The sequence below is a fragment of the Bradyrhizobium sp. AZCC 1678 genome (genome assembly GCF_036924765.1).
GTDB classification, from domain to species: Bacteria; Pseudomonadota; Alphaproteobacteria; order Rhizobiales; family Xanthobacteraceae; genus Bradyrhizobium; species Bradyrhizobium algeriense.
Map to the genome: position 1 here is coordinate 7,659,288 of NZ_JAZHSE010000001.1, position 20,178 is coordinate 7,679,465.

The following is a 20,178-nucleotide window of genomic DNA, read 5'->3' on the forward strand; positions in this document are numbered from 1 at the left end:
CGGGTTGAACATCCTTCTGTTGACCAGCGAGTTCGCTCCCGCGATGGGAGGCATTGGGACCTACGCCCGCGAAATCGCCGCGGCCGCCAGCCGGCTCGGCGCCAAGGTCACTGTCGTGGCACCCGACTACGCGCGGCAGACCTGCGACGACGACCGGGCCCTGCCCTTCGAAGTCGCTCGGTTTCGCGGCGGGCTCCACTCCATGCGCGACCTGCCGCGCAAGATCATGCTGGCGCGCCGCGGCGTTCGCGGCGATCGATACGACGTGGTCCACGCGGCCGATTGGCCGTTCTTCATTCCGGTCGCGCTTTCGAGGTGGCGAACCTCGGCGCGGGTATTGATGACGGTGCATGGCACCGAGATCAATGAAGCGCAGACGCCGCTGAAGCGCATCGCCATTCGCAGCGCCGGCGTGTTCGGGCCGCGCACGGAGGTGGTCGCCAACAGCCGATTCACCGAGACGCTGTTCCGCGAGCGGTTCACCGTCGATCCCGCCAGGATCAGCGCGATCAATCTTGGCGTATCGGAATTCTGGTTCGGCGCGCCAAGGAAACGCCGCGAGATTCGCCTTGCCTATCGGCTGCCGGAGGACCGCCTGGTGATGATCACGGTGGCGCGAATCACGCGCCGCAAGGGGCTTCATCTGACGCTCGCTGCGCTGTCGCAGCTTCCGGACAATCTGCGCCAGCGCATCACGTGGCTTGTGATCGGACCGGACGGCGAAGCCGATTATGTCGATGAACTGCGACGGGCTGCCGGTCAGGCGGCCTGCGACATTCGTTTCCTCGGCCCGCAGCCGAATGAAGCGATCCGCGATCTCTACGCGGCTTCGGATTTCTTCTGCCTGACGGGACTGCCTGATACGACCGGCCGGGTGGAGGGATTTGGACTGGTCTATCTCGAGGCCGGAGCCGCCGGCCTGCCGAGCGTCGCGACCGAGGTCGGCGGGGTGCCCGATGCCGTGCTCGCCGACGAGACCGGAATTCTCGTGCCGCCATCGGTGGAGAGCATCTCGCTGGCGATCGCGGAACTGGCAGCCGACCGGGGCCTGCGCGCCATTCTCGCGGCGGGCGCCTCCGCCCATGCCCGCGCCCTTTCATGGGAACGCTGCGCGGCGACAACCTATGGCCTGGCCTATGCCGGCAAGCGGGCAACCGCGGACCGCGCCATCGGAACAGTGGCATGAAGCTGTTGGTCGCGACCACGATGCTGCTCGCGCTCGCGACCGGTACGGCGCGGGCGGATAGCGAGAACTGCCGCAAGAGCCGCGAGTATCTCCTGGGCACTCCCGGCGGTGACCTGTCACTGACGCCGCAGGCCTATAACGACCTGTTCAAGACCTGCATCGCGACATCAGCCATGCCCAACGTGAAGGATGCGTATATCCTGAGGGATGGCGGCATCGCTGTGGTCCCCAAGCAGGACAGCGTTGCGGCGACGGCCGCCACGCTTGCGCAGTTCTGCGACGCTCATCCGCACGGCGTGCTGCGCTTCATCACGGCTAAGGAAAAGCTCACCATCCGTTCCGTGACCGACGTCGCACGGATGTCGTCGACCTCGTCGACGCCGTGCAAGAAGATCAAGGGCCTTTCGTAACGCCCGCGCGCCGCCTCTCAAAACCTCACTTTTGCCGGTTGTAGTATTCCGGCATGGCGTGCGGATCCATCGCCTGCTCGGCCCTGCGCCCGAGAAAAAAGAAGCCGCTGGCAGCGTCGGCTGCGGCCCGGCCGCGGCCCAACGCATCGAGATACCTGATCCAGAAGAAGGGCAGCACGATCAGGCGTGACAGCTTGTTACCCGCGCCGAGCGCGCGCGAGAAATAACGGATCGACCATGCCAGCGCCACGCCGGCGCCACCGACCGGCCCGGCGCTGATTTCGGAAAATCGCCTGAACAACCAGCGGTGACCGCTCTGCGTGAAACGCGAGAAGTCATAGGCCTGCTCATGCACCTGCTGCATGAACGGTGTCTCCGCATAGACCAGGCCGTCCAGCCGGAGCACGCGATGCAGCTCGGCAACGACGGTGGCGGGTTCGAGCACATGTTCCAGCACCGCCTGCACCCAGACGCCATCGAACACGCCGTCCTCGAACGGCAATTTGTGAGCGTCCGCCACCAGCACGGTATGCGGCGAGGCGTAGACATCGGTGCCGACGAGCTCGATGGAATCGTCCCGGTAGAGTTCGTCCGCGCCCAAACCAATCGTCCCGCCGCCGATCACGAGCACGATCGGCCGCCTCGACTCCCGCTTCAACAGATCGATGAATTTCGTGCTGTTGGAAACCGCCACCGGATTGCCCCCGAAGGTAAGGCGATGCAGCCGCGACCCCATGGAACGGCGGCTGACATCCCGCTGCAGCGCCGAGCCGTTCTCGGCGTCGTACATTCGGCGCTCAAAAATGCTGGCTGCAAAATCCATCAGCACCGGCTGGGTGCCGATCATGGGAAACCCTGCCCTGCTATAATCGCAGGCACGGTTGGAACATGACGGCTGTGACCACGCGTTCCGCAGCGCCGACGAACAGCGAGGGCAGCGAAGACGCATTTTCCAGTGCGCAGGTTCCGTATTCGCTACCGAGTGATCGACGGCAGAAGACTGCAAAGAAGGCCTCGTATGTCATTTCTACTGCCCTGCCCACGCCTGTTCGCAATCGATGCTATTTCGAATGCACCGACAGCGCAACAATGCCGGACCGGGAACAATTCGGATGGTGACAATCTGGATGTCGCAGGAAGATCCCGCTCGACGCTGCCAAGAGGGCTTGCGCGAACACAACGCACGAAGCCGCCCCATTGTTTCGAACAAAATTTTAGGATTTCTCGAAACGCCTTCCAGCGGGCTTGCTCCGCGTGGCCAGCCGGATCGCGACATCGGCCTCAGCCGGCCTAACCCGGCGTTCATGACGCAACGATTGTGGATTTGACAATTACCGGCCCTGAGCAACTCCTGTCGCCCTTCAGGTGTTCCTTGAGGGCGGCGACGAAATCCTTACCCAGATCGTCGTTCTGGTAGAGGATGGCAATCTTGGCGGTGGGCGCGGTCCGCGTAATGTATCGCGCATAGATCGTGCCCTCCGTCCGGTAACTGGGCAGGCCGGTGGTGGTCATCGGACATTCGGCGAAGTTCGTGAATTTCGTGACGCCGCTGACGACAAGGAGATGCGGGACTTTTTTTGGCGTTGACGTATTTGATCGTTGCGCTGATGCCGGGCGTGCCCAGGGGCCCGAACAGAAACGCGACTTCGTCGCTCTCGACCAGCTTCCTGGTCCGACGCTCGCGGCCTAGATCCTTGAGCGTTTCTTCTCCGCCAGAGGCACGACCTGCAGGTCGATTTTCTCCAGCAAGTCGTCCAGATCGCGATAGCGCACGTGGGACTGACAACGTTCCTGTAGATCTGCAGGCTGGTAAAGAGCGCATACTCCTTGCCGTTCCGGTTGATCAAAGGCACCACCGGAACGGACTGGAAATTCGGCACGATCGCCTGGAGTTCGGCCTGCACGCTCCTGTCGCGATGCGACGGCGCGCGTGGTCGCGCGCTGGAAGAGCCTCGGTTCGCGCGAGGGCATGTACACCATGTAGAGACCCCAGTCGAAGAGGTTACGACTGTGCCCCCATTCCATGATGTGCAGCCGGGCGCGCCCCGCCGCCTCGTCGAGCATGAGCCCGACCGCCAGCGACTCGTAGAGCTTGGCGCATGGCGCCGACGAAAGACAGGCTTTGGCGCCCCTTGATCGGTTCGATCGCAATGTTCGCATCGCCGCGTTGTCGTACCATCGAGATCGACGGATCGAGCAACAAGAAGCCCGACATCAGGCCGGCTCCTTCGCGGTCGCGACGGCGCACATACTCCCACGGCAAATCCACGAGCGAGGCATCCATGTCGAGCCGGATACGCAGGCCGGTGTTCGGCCGCCCCACCACTTTTCCGAGGCTCTCGGCGAACAGGCGGAACACCGTCTTCGGAAAAAGAACATCGGCGAGCCGTGTTCCGACCGCCACGGCCTCGTCGATCGTGATCTCGGCGCGCCCGCCACGCGCGCTCCCACTGAAGAAGCTTGCACGCAGCTCAACGCCTTCCTCGACGGGAAACGCGACAGTCTCCCCCTCGGCCATGCGACCGGCGGGTGATGCGTCGATCCGGACGCCTATCTCGCGCGCGTTCCTGCGCTTTGCGACGATGACGAAGTCTTCGTAGGCCGTGGCGTACGACACCTCTTTCGTCGCAGTCCGCGTTGCGGCGCCGATCGTTGTTCGTCTGACCACCTTGAGCCCCACGCGTTGGCACGCAGTGCATGCACAGATGGTACGATCTGTGGCCGAGCGAACGTATCGGCTTCCGGCCGTCAATTCAACGGTACGGGGAGCACGCGATGCGACGATGACCCCGACGTTGTGTCCTATTGCCATTTCTATTGAGGCGAGTATCGTACAGGCGTTTCAGAATTTCGATTTCAGGCGTTTCGCTCACGACCGTCGACAAGCTCAAAGGCATGCAGCCGGGTGACACCGGATGAACTTTGCTGTGCGCGGTCAAGCGCGGATTGATCGCGCGCGGCGGTCGATCCCGGCGGAGGCAATTGCGGAGGTACAACATGGCCGCTCCGATCACGTTCGTCGTCCCTGGCGTCCGCGCAGACCGCGGCGCCACGCGCGGCGCCGGCGGCGCAGCATTGCCCGTCGGGCGCGTGAAGGACTCCATCACCGTCACGGCCCAGCGTGCCGCCGGGGAATCGGAAGTCCGAACGACCGCAATTCCCGGGGAAGACGTCGTTCTGATCGAAGTCGCCGGAGGACCCGAGCTGTGGCTACATCCGGACACCGCGCGGGAGCTGCTGCAATCCCAACAGGACGACCCGCTTCTCTCGCGCGGCGGGACGACGCTCGCGCCGGGCGAGGTACGTATTCCCGCCCGCTTGCAGTGGCGTCTCGAAGAAGGCGCAGCCGTGCCTGGCGCCACACGCGGCTTCCTCAGCGACGTGCTGGTGCGGGGGATTCAGGTCCTCACCGGTTTTGCCGAGGACAAGGCGGCGGATTTCGCGGCCTCGAAGGTCGTTCAGGCGTTCGACTCCAAGGTCAAGGCGGGCGTGTACCGGCTCGATCGTCAGCCGCCCGGATCGCTCAAGGACCGGACGCCGTCCACGATCGCATCTGGCGAGACACCATCGCTGGTGCTGATTCACGGGACCTTCAGCGAAACCTCCGGCACGTTCGGAAAGCTGTGGAACGAGCACCCGGAGCTCGTCGATCTGCTCTTCAAGAGGTTTCAGGACAGGGTCTATGCGCTCGACCACCCGACGCTTGGCGCAAGCCCGATCGCCAACGCCATCACGCTGGCCGAAGCCGCGCCAGAAGGCGCGCGGCTTCATCTGCTCACGCATTCGCGCGGCGGATTGGTCGCAGAAGTGCTGGCGCGGGTGTGCAGCGAACCGGTGGCGTCCGTCGAGCTGTTCGCAAATGACGGTTCGAGCGCGCAGGAGCTGAAGAAGCTCGCCGAGCTCGTCGCCAGGAAGCGCATTTCGATCGATCGGGTCGTCCGCGTCGCCTGCCCGGCGCGAGGCACCCTGCTCGCCTCCAAGCGTCTCGACGCCTATGTGTCGGTGGTGAAGTGGGCGCTCGAGCTCGCTCAGATTCCCGTCGCGGATGAGCTGGTCAAATTTCTGGGTGAAGTCGCCCGTCGACGCGCGGACCCAGACATGGTTCCGGGTCTCGCGGCGCAGATCCCGGATTCGCCGCTCGTCAAATGGCTGCATGCGACCGACAAGCCGATCAAGGGCGATCTGCGCGTCGTGGCCGGCGATCTCGAGGGCGATTCGGTCGGCACCTGGGTCAAGACCCTCCTGTCCGATGCCTTCTTCTGGACCGACAACGACCTGGTGGTGCAAACGCGATCGATGTATGGCGGGTCGCCGCGGGAGAAGGACTCGACGTTCGTCCTCGACCAGGGCGGCAAGGTCTCGCACTTCAACTATTTCAGAAACCCGCGGACTGCGAATGCGATCGTGAACGCGCTGGCGCTCAGCGCCGATCCGCCGGACGAATTTCGCGTCATCGGCCCGCTCTCGTGGAGCGGGGAGTCGTCGACGGGGGTTCGGGCGGCACTGCAATCGCGCGGTGCGGCCGCGGCCGCCGAGCTGCCTGCGCTCTTCATCCTGCCCGGCATACTCGGCAGCAATTTGAAGATCGACAACGATCGCATCTGGCTCGGATGGCGCCTCGTCAACGGCTTGAAGCAGCTCGCTTACGATCCCAAGGGTACCAATATCCTGCCGGACGGGCCGATTGGCATCTACTACGACGACCTCGCGACGTTCTTCTTCGACGACCACGACGTGAAGCCGTTCGCCTTCGACTGGCGGCGCCCGATGGCCGCCGAGGCCAAACGTCTCGCCGACGAAGTCGCCGCCGCCCTCGACGCGCGCAAAACATCGAAGCAGCCGGTGCGGATCATCGCGCATTCGATGGGCGGCCTGGTTGCGCGGATGATGCAGATCGTCAGCCGCAGCACGTGGGACCGGATGATGGCGGCCGACGGCGCGCGCCTGTTGATGTTGGGGACGCCGAACGGCGGCTCCTGGGCGCCGATGCAGGTCCTGTCGGGCGACGATACGTTCGGCAATCTCCTGACCAGCGTGGGCGCACCATTCGGCGGCAACGGGGCGCGCAAGCTCATCGCCAATTTCCCCGGGATCCTGCAACTCCAGGCCGGCCTGCTGAACGGTCTCGGCACCGACGCAACCTGGAAAGATCTTGCAGCCGCCGATCTTGCGGCGGCGCGCAGGAACAACCCCTGGCACAATCTGCCGCTGCAATTTGCCCAGTTGGAGTGGGGAATTCCCACCCAGGACGTGCTCAACGAAGCGGTCGAACTGCGGCGCGCGCTCGATCGGCAGCGCGACACCGACCTCGCCTCGTTCGCACACAAGCTCCTGCTCGTCGTCGGCAAGGCGGAGTTCACGCCAGCGGGCTACCAGAAGTCGGACGACGGCGTGATGTATCTGGACGCGCCGGACCAGGGCGACGGCCGGGTGCTGCTCGACAGCGCCGTGCTGCCGGGGGTGGCCACCTGGGTCGTGGACGCTGATCATGGATCTCTGCCCCGGCACAAGGAAGCCTTCGGCGGATACCGCGACTTGCTCAGCATGGGCCGGACGGATCGCCTCTTCACGCTGACCGCGGCCCAGACCGCGCGGGGACAGGCGGAACCAACTGCCAAACCGCTGGTGCGAAGCCGTCCGTCACGACTGCCGGGCGGTGAAACACCGCCACAGCGCGAAATCGACGTGCTGGCGCCCGCGGCCACGGCGCCCGCGCCGCAGGCGAAAACGCGGGCTGCGGGCCTGCACATCACCGTCATGAACGGCGATCTCACCTACGTCTCCGAGCCATTGCTGATCGGCCACTACCGCGCACTGCGCCTCACCGGCACGGAAGCGGTGATGGACCGCGCGATCGGTGGCGCGATGATCGCGTCACTCCAGCGGGGCCTCTATCCGGACGCGCCCGGCAGCCACCAGATCTTCGTCAACGTCACGACCAATGCCGACAATCCCTGGCAATTGCCGCGGCCGGAGGCCGTCATCGTGGCCGGTCTCGGCGCCGAGGGCGAACTGCGCGGATCGCATCTCGTGAATACCGTCCGGCAGGCGGTCATCGGATGGGCGCAGCGTCTGACGGAGCGGCGTCCCGTGCCGCCCGAATTCACGCTCGCGACGACACTGCTTGGCAGCGGCGGCAGCGGCATCACGGCGGGACAGGCGGCACAACTCATCGCGCAGGGCGTGCGCGAGGCCAACGAACAGCTCGCCCGGGACGGCACCGCGCCGCCGCGCTGGCCGCGCGTGAGCCAGCTCAAGATCATCGAGCTGTTTCTCGACCGCGCCAGCGAAGCCTGGAACGCCCTCCGGGCGCTCGCGGCGGCGGACAGCGCCCGCTTCACCGTCGAACCGACCATCGCCGAAGGCATCGGCGCAATGCGCCGGCCCACGGATGCCGGATACCGCGGCGCCGACTACGATTTCATCAGCGCCATCATCCAGAAAACCGAGAACGAGCCGGAATCGATCGTCTACACGGTGAATTCCAAGCGCGCACGCAGCGACGTGCGTCCCCAGTCCATGCAGGTGGGGCTCGTTCGAAACCTCGTGCTGACGGCCTCCAACAACGCCAACACCGACGCGCAGATCGGACGCACGCTCTTCAGGCTGCTCGTCCCGGTCGATCTCGAGCCGTTCCTGGGCAGCAGCACGGAGACGGTGCTTGAGCTCGACACGAGCACCGCCGCCATCCCCTGGGAGGCGCTCGAGCCCTCCAAATCGGACGGAAAGTCGAGCGGACTGCCGTGGTCCATCCGCACCAAGCTGTTGCGCAAGTTGCGGACGCCGGCGCCGCCCACACGCGCGGTCACCGACGCTTCGGCCGACGACGACATTCTCGTGATCGGCGATCCCGCATGCGACCGATTGGTCTATCCACTGCTGATGGGCGCGCGGCGGGAGGCGACGAAAGTCGCGGACTGCCTGGCTGAATTGGTCAACCCTCGCCACGTCCATCGGGTCATCAGCGGGCCCAAGCCCGGAGACGAAGAACCCGATCTGGGGACAGTGATCAACGCCTTGATCGACGGGGACTGGCGCATCATCCATATTGCCGGCCACGGCGAGCCGCCGACCGACGGCGTCACTCGCGGCGTCGTGCTGTCCGACGGCGCGTTCTTCGGGCCGCAGGAGATCAAAGCGCTGCGCGTCGTCCCCGAGCTGGTGTTCGTCAATTGCTGTCATCTGGCGGCCGACGCCCCGAAAACGCTCTTCGAGCCGGTCAATTACAATCGCGCGGAATTCGCCTCGGGCGTGGCCCATGCGCTGATTGAGGGCGGCGTGCGCTGCGTGATCGCGGCCGGCTGGGCGGTGGACGACGAAGCGGCGAGCGTATTTGCCACGAGCTTCTACAAGGCCCTGCTCGGCGGGGACCGCTTCATCGACGCCGTCGCAACGGCACGGGAGAGCGCGCGCAGCAGCCGTAGCAACACCTGGGCGGCCTATCAGTGCTACGGCGATCCGGACTGGCGCTTTCGGACACAGACCGGCGATGCCCAGAAGCCCACGCCGCGACCCGCGGGGCAGGAATTTTCCGGCATCGCGTCGGCTCCGGCCTTAATCGTCGCGCTCGAGCGGATCGCCGTCGAAACCGAATATCAGGGCAAGAAGCCCGAGGATCAGGCCGTCCGCCTGCACTACCTGGAACAGAAGTTCGCCCAGTACTGGGAGGGGCGCGGCAACGTTGCCGAAGCGTTCGGCACCGCATGGCTGAAAGCCAAGCGCTTCGACGAGGCGATCAAATGGTATCAGCGCGCGCGCGAGGCGCAGGACGGGACGGCATCCTTTGTCTCGATCGAACAATTGGCGAATGCCAGGATCCGCCTTGCGTGGGAGCGCGTCGAACGCGACGGCAAGACGATCGACCAGGCGCGCAAGGAGATCGAGGACGCGATGACGCTGCTCGACAGGTTGATTGCGCTCGCGCCGACCGTCGAGCGGGAAAGCCTCTATGGCTCCGGCTACAAGCGACTGGCCCTGCTCGAAGCGGCAGCGGCCGCCGCCGCGGCGAAGGCCGATGACCAGACCGCGACGGCAGCGGCAGAGGCCGCTGAAGCGGCCGCCATCGGACAGATGCTGACGCACTACGAGGCCGCGGAGACGATCGCCCGCAAATCGCCTTCCGCTTCCACCCAAGCGTTCTTCTACCCCGCGATGAACCGCATTGCCGCGCAGCTCGCGAGCAATGCAGGTACGCAAGCGATGGACAACGAAACCATCACCCTGGTGCGCAGCTCGATGGGCACTGTCGCGCCGGATTTCTGGTCCGTCGTCGGGCAAACTGAACTGGACATGTATGTGGCGATCGCGGCGAACTCGCTCGCGGAAAAAGCGGGTCCCCTGATCGAGAAGTTCCGTGAGCACCATACACGGGTCGACAACACGCGGCTCTGGGGTTCCGTGTTCGACAATGCGACCTTCGTGCTGTCCAAATACCGCGCGCGTGCCAGTCAATCCGAAGCTGCGGCCGCGAAGCAGCTTCTCGATGCACTCGGCTCGCAGGCGGGTCGCGCCGCAGCATCCGCATCCACGGGAGGCGGTGCGACGAGAGGCACTCCGAAAGCCGCGTCGGCGGGCAACAACACCAAGGCCGCGAAGAAGGCCAGGAAGGTGAAGGCGAAGCCGGCCGGCGGAGCGCGGACGCAGCAAGGCAGCACGCCAAAACGCAAACGGTGACCGCTCGGTCCAGCATCGTCGACCCGGCGGCTTCATAATGTCTGGAAGGAGGATCCAAATGGCGAAGACGGCAGAGCACAAGGCGAAGGCGGTATCGATCCATATCGGGCTGAACTCCGTTGACCCGAAGCACTACGCGGGCTGGAGCGGGGACCTCCTCGCCTGCGAGTTCGACGCCAACGACATGGCGGCGATCGCGCACGACGCCGGCATGAAATCGACGCTGCTGCTCACCACCAAGGCGACGCGGGCGAATGTGCTCGCAGCCGTGAGAGCCGCATCCAAGAAGCTGCAGGCGGGCGATCTGCTGTTCGTGACCTATTCCGGACATGGCGGCCAGATCGACGACGTGAGCGGCGAAGAAGAGGACAAGAAGGACGAAACCTGGTGCCTCTATGATGGCGAGCTCATCGACGACGAGGTGTTTTTGGAGTTGAGCCGCATTGCCGCGGGCGTGCGGGTGTTGGTCCTCTCCGACAGTTGCCACAGCGGCACCGTGATACGCGCGCGGGTTCCGGAAGGCAGCACGGCCGGGCGATCAAAGATGATGCCGCCTTCCGTCGCGATGCGGACCTATCGTGAGCATCAGGCCTTCTACGACAAGCTTCAGCGCGACGTGGCCGAGGCCGCGGGAAAGGCGTCCGTGCCGACGCCCGACAGCGCATTGGCGCGCGTTGCCGTCAGCAAGCGGCTGACCGCCATCGCCAACGAGTGCAAGGCGGCCGTGATCCTGATATCGGGCTGCCAGGACAACCAGACGTCCCTGGACGGCGATCACAACGGCGCGTTCACGGAGCAACTGCTTCGGGTGTGGAATCACGGCGCATTCAAGGGCAATTACGCCAAGTTCCACGCAGCCATCAAGGCGCGGATGCCCCGCACCCAGGTGCCCAACCTCTTCACCCTCGGCCCGGTCGGGAAGCTCCTGACCGAGCGGCCGTTCACTCCGTGAGACGCCTGCCGCGCAACGGGCTGCGCAAAGAAAAAGCCGCCTCAAACGGGCGGCTTTTTCATCGGACTGCTGAGCGTTCAGCAGGATATTTGGTTGCGGGGATAGGATTTGAACCTATGACCTTCAGGTTATGAGCCTGACGAGCTACCGGGCTGCTCCACCCCGCGTTAAACCGTTGCGTTGCCTTCGAAAAGCCGGTGCCGAAACGATCCCGGCGAACGTCAGATGACGCCGATCGATCCCGTTCGGAGACTTCCTGAGAAGGCGACCCGGGCCGAAGCCGTCGGGCGCGAGCGGTATGTATCAACGTCGCCCTGCTTTGGAAAGGGGAAAGGCTCCGCTTTTGAGGATTTTATGACAGCAAAAACGAGGGTTTGAGGGGGTAAAACCGCCTCCTGGAACCGCTCTTGCCATAAACGCCGCAAAAGCCGAGTTTTAGCCCCCAAAGTGTGGCCGGACAGGTCGCCAGAACAAAAAATCCGGGGGGATGCGCGTGACGGATACATTCGACTTCGTCGTGGTGGGCGGCGGCTCGGGCGGCTGCACGGTGGCCGGGCGGCTGTCGGAGGACCCGCACATTTCGGTGGCGGTGCTGGACGCCGGCGGCAAGAACGACAATTGGGTGGTGACGACACCGTTCGCACTCGTGCTGATGGTCGCAGGCAACGTCAACAACTGGGCCTTCAACACCGTGCCGCAGAAGGGCCTCAACGGCCGCATCGGCTATCAGCCGCGCGGCAAGGGGCTCGGCGGCTCTTCCGCGATCAACGCGATGGTCTATATCCGCGGCCACCGCGCCGACTACGATCAATGGGCCTCGCTCGGCAATGCCGGCTGGTCGTTCGCCGACGTGCTGCCTTACTTCAAGCGCGCGGAAAACAATGCCGATTTCGACGGCGAATATCACGGCAAGGGCGGGCCGCTCGCCGTCAACAAGTCGCGCAGCGGCAATCCGGTGCAGCAGATCTTCCTGCAGGCCGCGCAGGAAGCGCAGTTTCGGCTGCGCGAGGATTTCAACGCCGACGAGCACGAGGGCCTCGGCATCTATCAACTGACGCAGAAGAACGGCGAACGTTGCAGCGCCGCGCGCGCCTATATCCACCCGCATGTGGGAAACCGCGCCAATCTGCGTGTCGAGACCCATGCCCATGCCACCCGCATCCTGTTCGAAGGCACGCGCGCGGTCGGCGTCGAATATCGCCAGGGCAAGGAGTTGAAGCAGATCCGCGCCCGGCGCGAGGTGATCGTGTCCTCCGGCGCATTCCAGACCCGCAGCTGCTGATGCTCTCGGGCATCGGCGACGGCGCGGCGCTTGGCAAGCACGGCATCGCCACCGTGCATCATTTGCCCGGCGTCGGACAGAACCTGCAGGATCACCCGGACTTCGTGTTCGGCTACATGTCCGACAATCCCAACTTCAACGGCATCTCGCTCAAGGCCCTGCCGCGGCTGCTGCGGGCCATCGGCCAGTACCGGCGTGAACGAAGGGGGCCGATGACGTCGAACTTCGCCGAATGCGGCGGCTTCCTGAAAACCCGGCCCGATCTCGACATCCCCGATATCCAGCTTCACTTCGGCATGGCGCTGGCCGACGATCACGGCCGCAAGCGCCATCGCGGCACCGGCTTTACCTGCCACGTCTGCCTGCTGCGGCCAAAGAGCCGCGGCAGCGTTTCGCTCGGCAGTGCCGATCCGTTCGCAGCGCCCGCGATCGATCCGAACTTCTTCGGCGAGGCGGATGACCTGGAAACCATGGTGGCGGGCTTCAAGACCACGCGGCGGCTGATGGAGACGCCGGCACTGCGCGCGTTGCAGAAGAAGGAGATGTTCACGGCAGGCGTGCATAGCGATGACGACATCCGCAACCTCTTGCGCGAGCGCGTCGACACCGTCTATCACCCGGTCGGGTCAGCCAAGATGGGCGTCAACGATCCGATGGCTGTGGTCGATCCAAAGCTGAAAGTGTACGGCGTCGAGGGATTGCGGGTGGTCGATGCCTCGGTCATGCCGACGCCGATCGGCGGCAACACCAATGCGCCGACCATCATGATCGGAGAGAAGGCCGCCGACATGATCAAGGCGGAGATGCGGGCGAATTGATTGCCCCCGGAACTTGCGAGAAGCGTAGGGTGGGCAAAGCGAAGCGTGCCCACCACTCTTAGTGTTGATGCGGATGGATGGTGGGCACGGCGCAAGAGCGCCTTTGCCCACCCTCATATGAGGCCTTTTGAGTCAAGCATCCCAACCGGGGCTTGGATGTGATTTTTTGCATTCGGCGGAGCGGCGGCGCGCGGAGCCATGCGTAGCGCAGCGTGCCGCCGCGGTCGGTGCGCTCAGGAACTGGCTTCCGGCGATTTATGCAGCAGCTCACTGCATCACCTCATATCCGGTCGGGCGGTTACAGCCCGGTACCCACATTCCGCATGCTTGCGGCGAGGAAGCCACCAGGATGAGACCCATCTACGAAGCGGCCTGTTGATTTGGCCCAAGGGTGGCACGGTCATCATCCATTCCGCGCTGACCGCGGCTGGTGCCGCGACGCTGACGCGTTGCTTGAAACGGTTACGGCTTTGTGGCCTTGAGCAGGGCTCCTTCGGGGACCAGGCCGGTTGTGAGATAGCGCCAGAGCGCCACCATCAGCTTGCGCGCCAAGGCCACGATGGCGATGCGCTTGTTGCGCTTGCTGGCGTTGTTGTGGGTGCGGCTGCGGAACCATCGGGTGAGCGCACTCTCCGGCTGATGCCGCAGCCACAGCCAGGAAAGTTCGATCGCGGCGCAGCGGGCGCGCGGGTTGCCCGCCTTGCTGATGCCCTGGTCGCGGTCGATCCCGCCGCTCTGCCACGGACTGGGCGTCAGCCCGAAATAGCTCGCGACCTCACGCCGGTTGCGGAAGTCCTTGTAGAACACCTCGCTGGCCAGCGTCGTCGCGAACGCCGGGCCGAGGCATTTGAGCCGGAGCAACAGTTCGCTGCGCTCCGCCATCTGCGCCGCCGCAGGTGCCGGATCCGCTTGAGCCTGTGCCTGTGCGAGCCGCTCGAGCTGTTCGCGTACCAGCATCAGCCGCGCGTGCTCGTACTTGATCTCCGCCAGCATCCGTGGCGGCACCGCCTGGCCCTGCCAATCCCGCTGCGTCGCCAGCCAGTTCAGCCAGTCGCGCCGGCGCGGGTTCCCGACCGCCATGCCCAACAGCCGCAGCAGCGCCTTGATCCGGCTGGTGTGCGCGGTCTGTTCCTTGATCAGCCGGCCGCGTTCGCGGCTGGCGCGGCGGGCGTCCTCTTGCTCCGGCGCAGGTACCCGCACGATCCGTACCACCTGCGGCTCACCGCGCAGATACGCCATCAGCGTCCGCAGCATCTTCTCGCCGTCGATCCGGTCGGTCTTCACCCGACGCGCCCGCTGATCCACCGCAATGCTCGCAGGGTCAAACACGTAGTTCGTGATCCCGGCCGCCATCAGAAGCCGGTGCAGCCAGAACCCGTCGTAGCCGGCCTCGTAGCAGCTCACCACCGCCGGAATGGCTCCCAGCGCCCGAGCCGCCCGGTCGCGCTCCCGACCGATCAGTGCCAGCAACTCGGCATGATCTCCTCCCTCCAACTTATGGCGGGACATCTTGCCTTTGTCCGGGCTGTGCAGCGTCACCAGCCAGCTCTTCTGACTCAGTTCGATTGCAACGAAAATTGTGCCACAATGGTCGACGGTGGGCGTGTCTACGGTCGATGCTTGCATCTGACTCTCCGATGGTTCGAGTGTGGAAACCCAAACCTACCGGAAAGGCCACGCTCACCGCCCCATGGAATCTACGTTGTCTCGCGATGACGTTCGATACAACCGATTTCCGGGATCGCAATATGCATTATCAGCAGGCCTCGGTGACTTATCAGGCGCGCGCGAGTTGGCTACAGTAGTTCCATCAACCTTCAACAATCACCTGACATAACGGGAGAGAAACAGTGGATCTTGGGATCAAAGGCCGCCGCGCCATCGTCTGCGCATCGAGCAAGGGGCTGGGCCGCGCCTGCGCCATGGCGCTGGCCAATGAAGGCGTGCATGTCACGCTGACGGCGCGCGGCGCGGAGGCACTGAAAAAGACCGCCGATGAAATCCGCAAAGCCTATCCGGGCATCACCGTCACGGAAGTCGCCGGTGACATCACGACGCCAGCCGGGCGCGAGGCCGTGCTGAAAGCCTGCCCCGAGCCGGATATCCTGATCAACAATGCCGGCGGCCCGCCGCCCGGCGATTTCCGCAACTGGACCCGCGACGACTGGATCAAGGCGATCGACGCCAACATGCTGACGCCGATCGAACTGATCAAGGCGACGGTGGACGGCATGATGGCGCGGAAATTCGGCCGCATCGTCAACATCACCTCCGCCGCGGTGAAGGCGCCGATCGATATCCTCGGCCTTTCCAACGGCGCGCGTGCCGGCCTCACCGGCTTTGTCGCCGGGCTGTCGCGCAAGACCGTGATCAGCAACGTCACCATCAATGCGCTGCTGCCGGGACCGTTCGACACCGACCGCCTGCGCGGCGTGGGGAAAGCGGAAGCCGAGAAGCGCGGCATCACGCCGGACCAGGTGTTTGCCGAGCGCGCCAAGCAAAATCCGGCCGGACGGTTCGGCGAGCCCGATGAGTTTGGCTATGCCTGTGCGTTCCTGTGCGGCGCCAAGGCCGGCTACATCACCGGCCAAAACATCCTGCTCGACGGCGGCGCGTTTCCGGGCACGCTATGAAGGCAGTCTGGTACGAGCGAGCGGGCCCCGCGCCCGAGGTGCTCACCTATGGCGAGATGCCGACGCCGGTGGCCGGCCCGGGCGAAGTCCGGGTGCGGCTGGAGGCGTCCGGCGTCAATCCCGCCGATGTCGGCCGTCGCGGCGGCGGCTACCGGCCGATGGAATATCCGCGCGTCATTCCGAACAGCGACGGTGCGGGGATCGTCGATCAGGTCGGCGACGGCGTCACGCGGCTCAAGGCCGGCCAGCGCGTCTGGCTGTTCAACGGCCAGCGCAACGGCCGCGCGTTCGGCACGGCGGCGGAGTATATTTCGCTCGCCGAACATCTGGTGACGCCGCTGCCCGACGATTTGTCGTTTGCGGAAGGCGCCACGCTCGGCATCCCCGGTATGACCGCGTGGACCTGCCTCTATTGCGACGGCCCGATCGTGGGGCAGACCGTGCTCGTCACCGGCGGCGCGGGCGCCGTCGGTCACTATGCCGTGCAACTCGCCAAATGGGGCGGTGCCAAGGTGATCGCGACCGTCAGTTCGGCAGCCAAGGCCGAGCAGGCGCGACTTGCCGGCGCCGACCTCGTCGTGAACTACAAAAGCGAAGATGTCGTTGCCAAAGCGATGGCCTTCACCGGGCAGCGCGGCGTCGACCGTGTCGTCGATGTCGATTTCGGCGGCAATATCGAGACCACGCTGAAACTGATGGGCATGAATTCGACGATCGCGGTCTACGCCACCAACGGCAACCGCACGCCGGTCGTGCCGATGCGCGAATTGATGGAAAAATGCATCGCGCTGCGCGCACTCGTGCTGTTCGCGCTGCCACCGCCATTATTGGCGGCAGCGCAGGCGGACATTTCAAAGTGGCTGGCGGCGGGCCCGCGCATTCACAACGTCGCGGCGCAGTTTGCGCTCTCGGACACCGCACAGGCGCATCTTGCGGTGGAGAAAGGCGACAAGCTCGGTACCGTGATCGTGGACTGCGCCAGGTAGCTACAGATAGCTACTGGATCGGTGTAGTCCGTCCCTCCGTCCAGGACAGGCCGAACTCATCGAGACCTTCGGCGAGAAGGTCGCCGAGCATCGGCTCGCCCAGCAGATAGCGCGCGGTGGGACCGCTTCGTCCTTCCGCGGCCTGCCGCCGCAAATCTTTCCATTCCTCGATGGTTCCATCGCCGCGGCCGAGCCGCATTAACGCGACGAGGTCGACCTGTTCGTCCTCGCTCAGCGCATCGATGAAACCGGCGATCTCGCGCGCGACCGGATCGCGTCCGTTGTCCTCGAGCACATCGATCATTTCGTCGTCGGCGGGATTGGATCCGGAGTCCGGATCGGATGCCGCTTCCTTGACGTCGAACTGCCGGGCCTTCTCGATCAGAAAGCCGACTTTCTCAGGCGAAATCGTGAGTTCTGGCATCGCATGCTCCTCATACGGGCTATGCGATAACGCCGAACGCCGTCAGATTGATCCATTGCACCGGAACATGGAAACCCGCATCCTTGCCCGAACAATAGAAACGATGAGGAAGCGCCGGATGCACTGGAGCGTGGGCAGGGTCAGGATCACCAGGGCCGTCGAAATGGAGACGGTCGGCAGCACCCGTTTCATCCTGCCGCTCGCGACCAACGAGGAAATCCAGAAACTGCCCTGGCTCATTCCGCCTTTCGCGACCGAGGAGGGCCGGCTGAAAATGTCGATCCATTCGTTCCTAGTCGAGACGCCCACGCGCCGGATCATTGTCGACACCGGGCTCGGCAACGACAAGCAGGGCCGCAACGTGCCGACCTGGAACAACCGGCAGGACCCGTTCCTCGACAAGCTGACGGCGGCGGGCTTCCCGCCCGACAGCATCGACACCGTGCTGTGCACGCATCTGCATGTCGACCATGTCGGATGGAATACGAAACTTGTCGGCGGCAAATGGGTGCCCACGTTTGTCAACGCGCGCTACGTGTTTGGCAAGACCGAATACGAGTACTGGCGCGACCACAGCGACGCGCCGGACAGGGTGGCCGTATTCAACGATTCCGTGAAGCCGATTGCAGAGGCCGGCAAGGCCGAGCTCGTTGCCAGCGATGCCAGGCTGACGGATGAAATCACCCTGATCCCGACACCCGGCCACAGCCCCGGCCATATGAGCGTCCACATCAGGTCGGACGGCGAGGAGGGCCTGCTGACGGGGGACGTCGCCCACCATCCCTGCCAGATGGCCCATCTCGACTGGTCGTCGACCGCGGATTCCGATCCCCGGCAGTCCGCCGAAACTCGTCGCGAGCTGTTCGAGCGCTTTGCCGATACGCCGACGCTGGTGATCGGCGGGCATTTCAGTGCCGGTCACATCAGGCGCGACGGCGACGCGTTCCGGTTCGTTGCGTTGGACAATTTGTAGGGTGGGCAAAGCGCAGCGCGCCCACCATGCAATATTGCGCCCCGGCGATCGATGGTGGACACGGCGCAAGGGCGCCTTTGCCCACCCTACCCTGCGCTTTCGGCAGTTGAATTTCCTGCCCCGCTGTTCCATGAAGCGTGTCGAGGTATACCACCGATAAGCCTGATAAACCCCGCAGGGAGTGACAAAATGAAGCTCGTTCGTTACGGCGCCAAGGGCGCGGAAAAGCCCGGCCTGATCGATAAATCCGGCCAGTTGCGCGATCTTTCGGCGCAGGTCAGGGATCTCGACGGTGAGGCCTATGCGCCGGCCGGGCTCGCCAAGCTCGCGGCGCTGGATACCTCCAAGCTTCCCGCCGTCGACGGCAAGCAACGCTTCGGCGCGCCGGTCACCGGCATCTCGAAATTCGTCGCGATCGGCCTGAACTACAGCGACCACGCCAAGGAGACGGGATCGCCAATCCCGACCGAGCCGATCTTCTTCATCAAGGCCAACACCTCGCTGTCGGGTCCGAACGACGCGGTCGAAAAGCCGCGCGGCTCCACCAAGCTTGACTGGGAAGTCGAGATCGCCGCCATCATTGGCACCCGCGCCAAGTACGTCTCGGAAGCCGACGCGTTGAACCACATCGCCGGCTATTGCGTCTGCAACGACGTCTCCGAGCGCAATTTCCAGCAGGAGCGTGGCGGCCAGTGGACCAAGGGCAAGTCGCACGACACGTTCGGCCCGCTTGGCCCGTGGCTGGTGACCAAGGACGAAATCCCTGACGTGCAGAAGCTCGGCATGTGGCTCGACGTCAACGGCCAGCGCCGCCAGACCGGCAACACCTCGACCATGATCTTCTCGATGGCGAAATGCATTTCCTATGTCTCGCAGTTCATGACGCTGTTGCCCGGCGACATCGTCACCACAGGCACCCCGCCCGGCGTCGGTCTCGGCATGAAGCCGCCGACCTTCCTCAACGTCGGCGACGTGGTTACACTGGGCATCGAAGGCCTCGGCGAGCAACGCCAGGAAATCATCGCGGCCTGAGTGCGGTTGCGTCGGACTCCGGCACCATCCACGTCATTGCGAGCGAAGCGAAGCAATCCATGAGGCCGCAAAGCAAGAATGGCTTGCTTCGTCGCTTCGCTCCCTTGCGTAAATGCTCCGCATTTGTCGCAGGCAATGACGCCTGAAATCCCGTTTGAGTATCGTTTAGGGAATCCGCATGAAACTCACCTTCTCCCCCGCCTCGCCGTTCGCCCGAAAAGTGCGCATCGCCGCGATCGAGACCGGCCTGATCGACAGAATAGAATTCACTCCCGCGACCGTCGCGCCGGGGCAGCCGAACGAGGAATATTCGAAGATCACGCCGCTGAAGAAGCTGCCGGTGCTGATCCTCGACAATGGCGACGTCATCCTCGATTCCTATGTCATCGTCGAATATCTCGATGAGCTCGCCGGCGGCGGCAAGCTGATCCCGACCTCCGGTCCCGACCGATGGAAGGTGAAGAGCGATCATTCCCTGCTGCAGGGCATGCTCGATTCCATGCTGCTGTGCCGCTACGAGGGCATGGTGCGGCCGGAGCCGCTGCGCTGGCAGGCATGGTCCGATGACCATTGGAAGCGGGCGTGGGCCGGCATGGCGCGGTTCGAGAACAAGCCTGAGGTGCTGTCGCGGCCGCTCGATATCGTGCAGATCGGGCTTGTATGCGTACTCGGCTATGCCGATTTCCGCTTCGCCGATTGCGGCTGGCGCAAGGCCTATCCGAAGCTGGACGCCTTCTATCAGAAAATGCTGGAGCGGCCGTCGGTAAAAATCTCGGTCCCGCCACCGGCGTAACAACAAAAAAGGAGTC

Annotated in this window: 14 protein-coding genes, 1 tRNA gene and 2 pseudogenes; 10 read left to right on the forward strand and 7 right to left on the reverse strand. The window is 64.5% G+C overall.

What is annotated here, in order from left to right; all coding sequences use genetic code 11:
• The first annotated feature begins 4 nt into the window (after positions 1-4).
• Complete coding sequence (locus V1294_RS36530; RefSeq protein WP_334504107.1) at positions 5-1,186, forward strand: glycosyltransferase family 4 protein; 1,182 nt, start codon at positions 5-7, stop codon at positions 1,184-1,186.
• On the forward strand, positions 1,183-1,596 hold the full coding sequence (locus V1294_RS36535; protein WP_334504110.1) for a hypothetical protein: 414 nt from the start codon (positions 1,183-1,185) through the stop codon (positions 1,594-1,596). The genes V1294_RS36530 and V1294_RS36535 overlap by 4 nt, the downstream gene beginning before the upstream one ends.
• A gap of 25 nt (positions 1,597-1,621) precedes the next feature.
• Here V1294_RS36535 and V1294_RS36540 read toward each other — a convergent pair whose 3' ends face one another.
• The 4 genes and pseudogenes from V1294_RS36540 to V1294_RS36555 form a co-directional block, all read right to left on the reverse strand.
• Positions 1,622-2,443: a class I SAM-dependent methyltransferase gene (locus V1294_RS36540; protein WP_334504112.1), complete on the reverse strand. Its 822-nt coding sequence runs from the start codon at positions 2,441-2,443 to the stop codon at positions 1,622-1,624.
• Between the two features lie 506 nt (positions 2,444-2,949).
• Positions 2,950-3,268 (reverse strand): annotated as a pseudogene (locus V1294_RS36545) (ABC transporter substrate-binding protein); the annotation flags it as partial.
• Positions 3,269-3,282: 14 nt separating this feature from the next.
• Entirely contained in the window at positions 3,283-3,660 is a 378-nt protein-coding gene (locus V1294_RS36550; protein ID WP_334505019.1) for a hypothetical protein, read from the reverse strand.
• Positions 3,599-4,276 carry a hypothetical protein gene (locus V1294_RS36555; protein WP_334504115.1) on the reverse strand — a complete coding sequence of 226 codons (678 nt, stop codon included), beginning with the start codon at positions 4,274-4,276 and terminating at the stop codon, positions 3,599-3,601. The genes V1294_RS36550 and V1294_RS36555 overlap by 62 nt, the downstream gene beginning before the upstream one ends.
• Positions 4,277-4,593: 317 nt before the next feature.
• On the opposite strand from V1294_RS36555, the gene V1294_RS36560 reads away from it, so the two are divergent.
• Together V1294_RS36560 and V1294_RS36565 are read left to right on the forward strand one after the other, a co-directional pair.
• The gene (locus tag V1294_RS36560; RefSeq protein ID WP_334504117.1) at positions 4,594-10,269 is read left to right on the forward strand and encodes a DUF7379 domain-containing protein; all 5,676 of its coding nucleotides are present in this window, start codon (positions 4,594-4,596) and stop codon (positions 10,267-10,269) included.
• 58 nt (positions 10,270-10,327) lie between these two features.
• Positions 10,328-11,221 carry a caspase family protein gene (locus V1294_RS36565; RefSeq protein WP_334504118.1) on the forward strand — a complete coding sequence of 298 codons (894 nt, stop codon included), beginning with the start codon at positions 10,328-10,330 and terminating at the stop codon, positions 11,219-11,221.
• Positions 11,222-11,311: 90 nt separating this feature from the next.
• On the opposite strand, the gene V1294_RS36570 is transcribed toward V1294_RS36565, so the two are convergent.
• Positions 11,312-11,388, reverse strand: a tRNA-Met gene (locus tag V1294_RS36570).
• A gap of 326 nt (positions 11,389-11,714) precedes the next feature.
• Here V1294_RS36570 and V1294_RS36575 point away from each other — a divergent pair.
• A pseudogene (locus V1294_RS36575) lies at positions 11,715-13,321 on the forward strand (GMC family oxidoreductase).
• 462 nt (positions 13,322-13,783) lie between these two features.
• Here V1294_RS36575 and V1294_RS36580 read toward each other — a convergent pair.
• Positions 13,784-14,947, reverse strand: coding sequence for an IS110 family transposase (locus tag V1294_RS36580; RefSeq protein ID WP_334495839.1), 1,164 nt, complete (start codon positions 14,945-14,947; stop codon positions 13,784-13,786).
• Positions 14,948-15,171: 224 nt separating this feature from the next.
• Here V1294_RS36580 and V1294_RS36585 point away from each other — a divergent pair, with 224 nt between their 5' ends.
• Positions 15,172-15,954 carry an SDR family oxidoreductase gene (locus V1294_RS36585; RefSeq protein ID WP_334504120.1) on the forward strand — a complete coding sequence of 261 codons (783 nt, stop codon included), beginning with the start codon at positions 15,172-15,174 and terminating at the stop codon, positions 15,952-15,954.
• Positions 15,951-16,940: an NADPH:quinone reductase gene (locus V1294_RS36590; protein ID WP_334504121.1), complete on the forward strand. Its 990-nt coding sequence runs from the start codon at positions 15,951-15,953 to the stop codon at positions 16,938-16,940. The genes V1294_RS36585 and V1294_RS36590 overlap by 4 nt, the downstream gene beginning before the upstream one ends.
• A gap of 10 nt (positions 16,941-16,950) precedes the next feature.
• Here V1294_RS36590 and V1294_RS36595 read toward each other — a convergent pair whose 3' ends face one another.
• Positions 16,951-17,364, reverse strand: coding sequence for a DUF3775 domain-containing protein (locus V1294_RS36595; protein WP_108520860.1), 414 nt, complete (start codon positions 17,362-17,364; stop codon positions 16,951-16,953).
• Between the two features lie 118 nt (positions 17,365-17,482).
• On the opposite strand from V1294_RS36595, the gene V1294_RS36600 reads away from it, so the two are divergent.
• From V1294_RS36600 to V1294_RS36610, 3 genes are all read left to right on the forward strand, one after another.
• On the forward strand, positions 17,483-18,337 hold the full coding sequence (locus V1294_RS36600) for an MBL fold metallo-hydrolase (protein WP_334504123.1): 855 nt from the start codon (positions 17,483-17,485) through the stop codon (positions 18,335-18,337).
• Positions 18,338-18,526: 189 nt separating this feature from the next.
• The gene (locus tag V1294_RS36605; protein WP_334485725.1) at positions 18,527-19,369 is read left to right on the forward strand and encodes a fumarylacetoacetate hydrolase family protein; all 843 of its coding nucleotides are present in this window, start codon (positions 18,527-18,529) and stop codon (positions 19,367-19,369) included.
• A 178-nt stretch (positions 19,370-19,547) separates the two neighbouring features.
• Entirely contained in the window at positions 19,548-20,162 is a 615-nt protein-coding gene (locus tag V1294_RS36610) for a glutathione S-transferase family protein (RefSeq protein ID WP_334504125.1), read from the forward strand.
• Positions 20,163-20,178: the final 16 nt, after the last annotated feature.

Excerpts from the sequence above, each read along its gene's own strand:
- V1294_RS36610 (WP_334504125.1), top strand. The coding sequence starts at position 19,548 with ATGAAACTCACCTTCTCCCCCGCCTCGCCGTTCGCCCGAAAAGTGCGC.
- V1294_RS36535 (WP_334504110.1), top strand. The coding sequence starts at position 1,183 with ATGAAGCTGTTGGTCGCGACCACGATGCTGCTCGCGCTCGCGACCGGT.
- V1294_RS36580 (WP_334495839.1), bottom strand. The coding sequence starts at position 14,947 with ATGCAAGCATCGACCGTAGACACGCCCACCGTCGACCATTGTGGCACA.
- V1294_RS36600 (WP_334504123.1), top strand. The coding sequence starts at position 17,483 with ATGCACTGGAGCGTGGGCAGGGTCAGGATCACCAGGGCCGTCGAAATG.
- V1294_RS36590 (WP_334504121.1), top strand. The coding sequence starts at position 15,951 with ATGAAGGCAGTCTGGTACGAGCGAGCGGGCCCCGCGCCCGAGGTGCTC.
- V1294_RS36565 (WP_334504118.1), top strand. The coding sequence starts at position 10,328 with ATGGCGAAGACGGCAGAGCACAAGGCGAAGGCGGTATCGATCCATATC.
- V1294_RS36595 (WP_108520860.1), bottom strand. The coding sequence starts at position 17,364 with ATGCCAGAACTCACGATTTCGCCTGAGAAAGTCGGCTTTCTGATCGAG.
- V1294_RS36605 (WP_334485725.1), top strand. The coding sequence starts at position 18,527 with ATGAAGCTCGTTCGTTACGGCGCCAAGGGCGCGGAAAAGCCCGGCCTG.
- V1294_RS36560 (WP_334504117.1), top strand. The coding sequence starts at position 4,594 with ATGGCCGCTCCGATCACGTTCGTCGTCCCTGGCGTCCGCGCAGACCGC.
- V1294_RS36550 (WP_334505019.1), bottom strand. The coding sequence starts at position 3,660 with ATGCTCGACGAGGCGGCGGGGCGCGCCCGGCTGCACATCATGGAATGG.
- V1294_RS36540 (WP_334504112.1), bottom strand. The coding sequence starts at position 2,443 with ATGATCGGCACCCAGCCGGTGCTGATGGATTTTGCAGCCAGCATTTTT.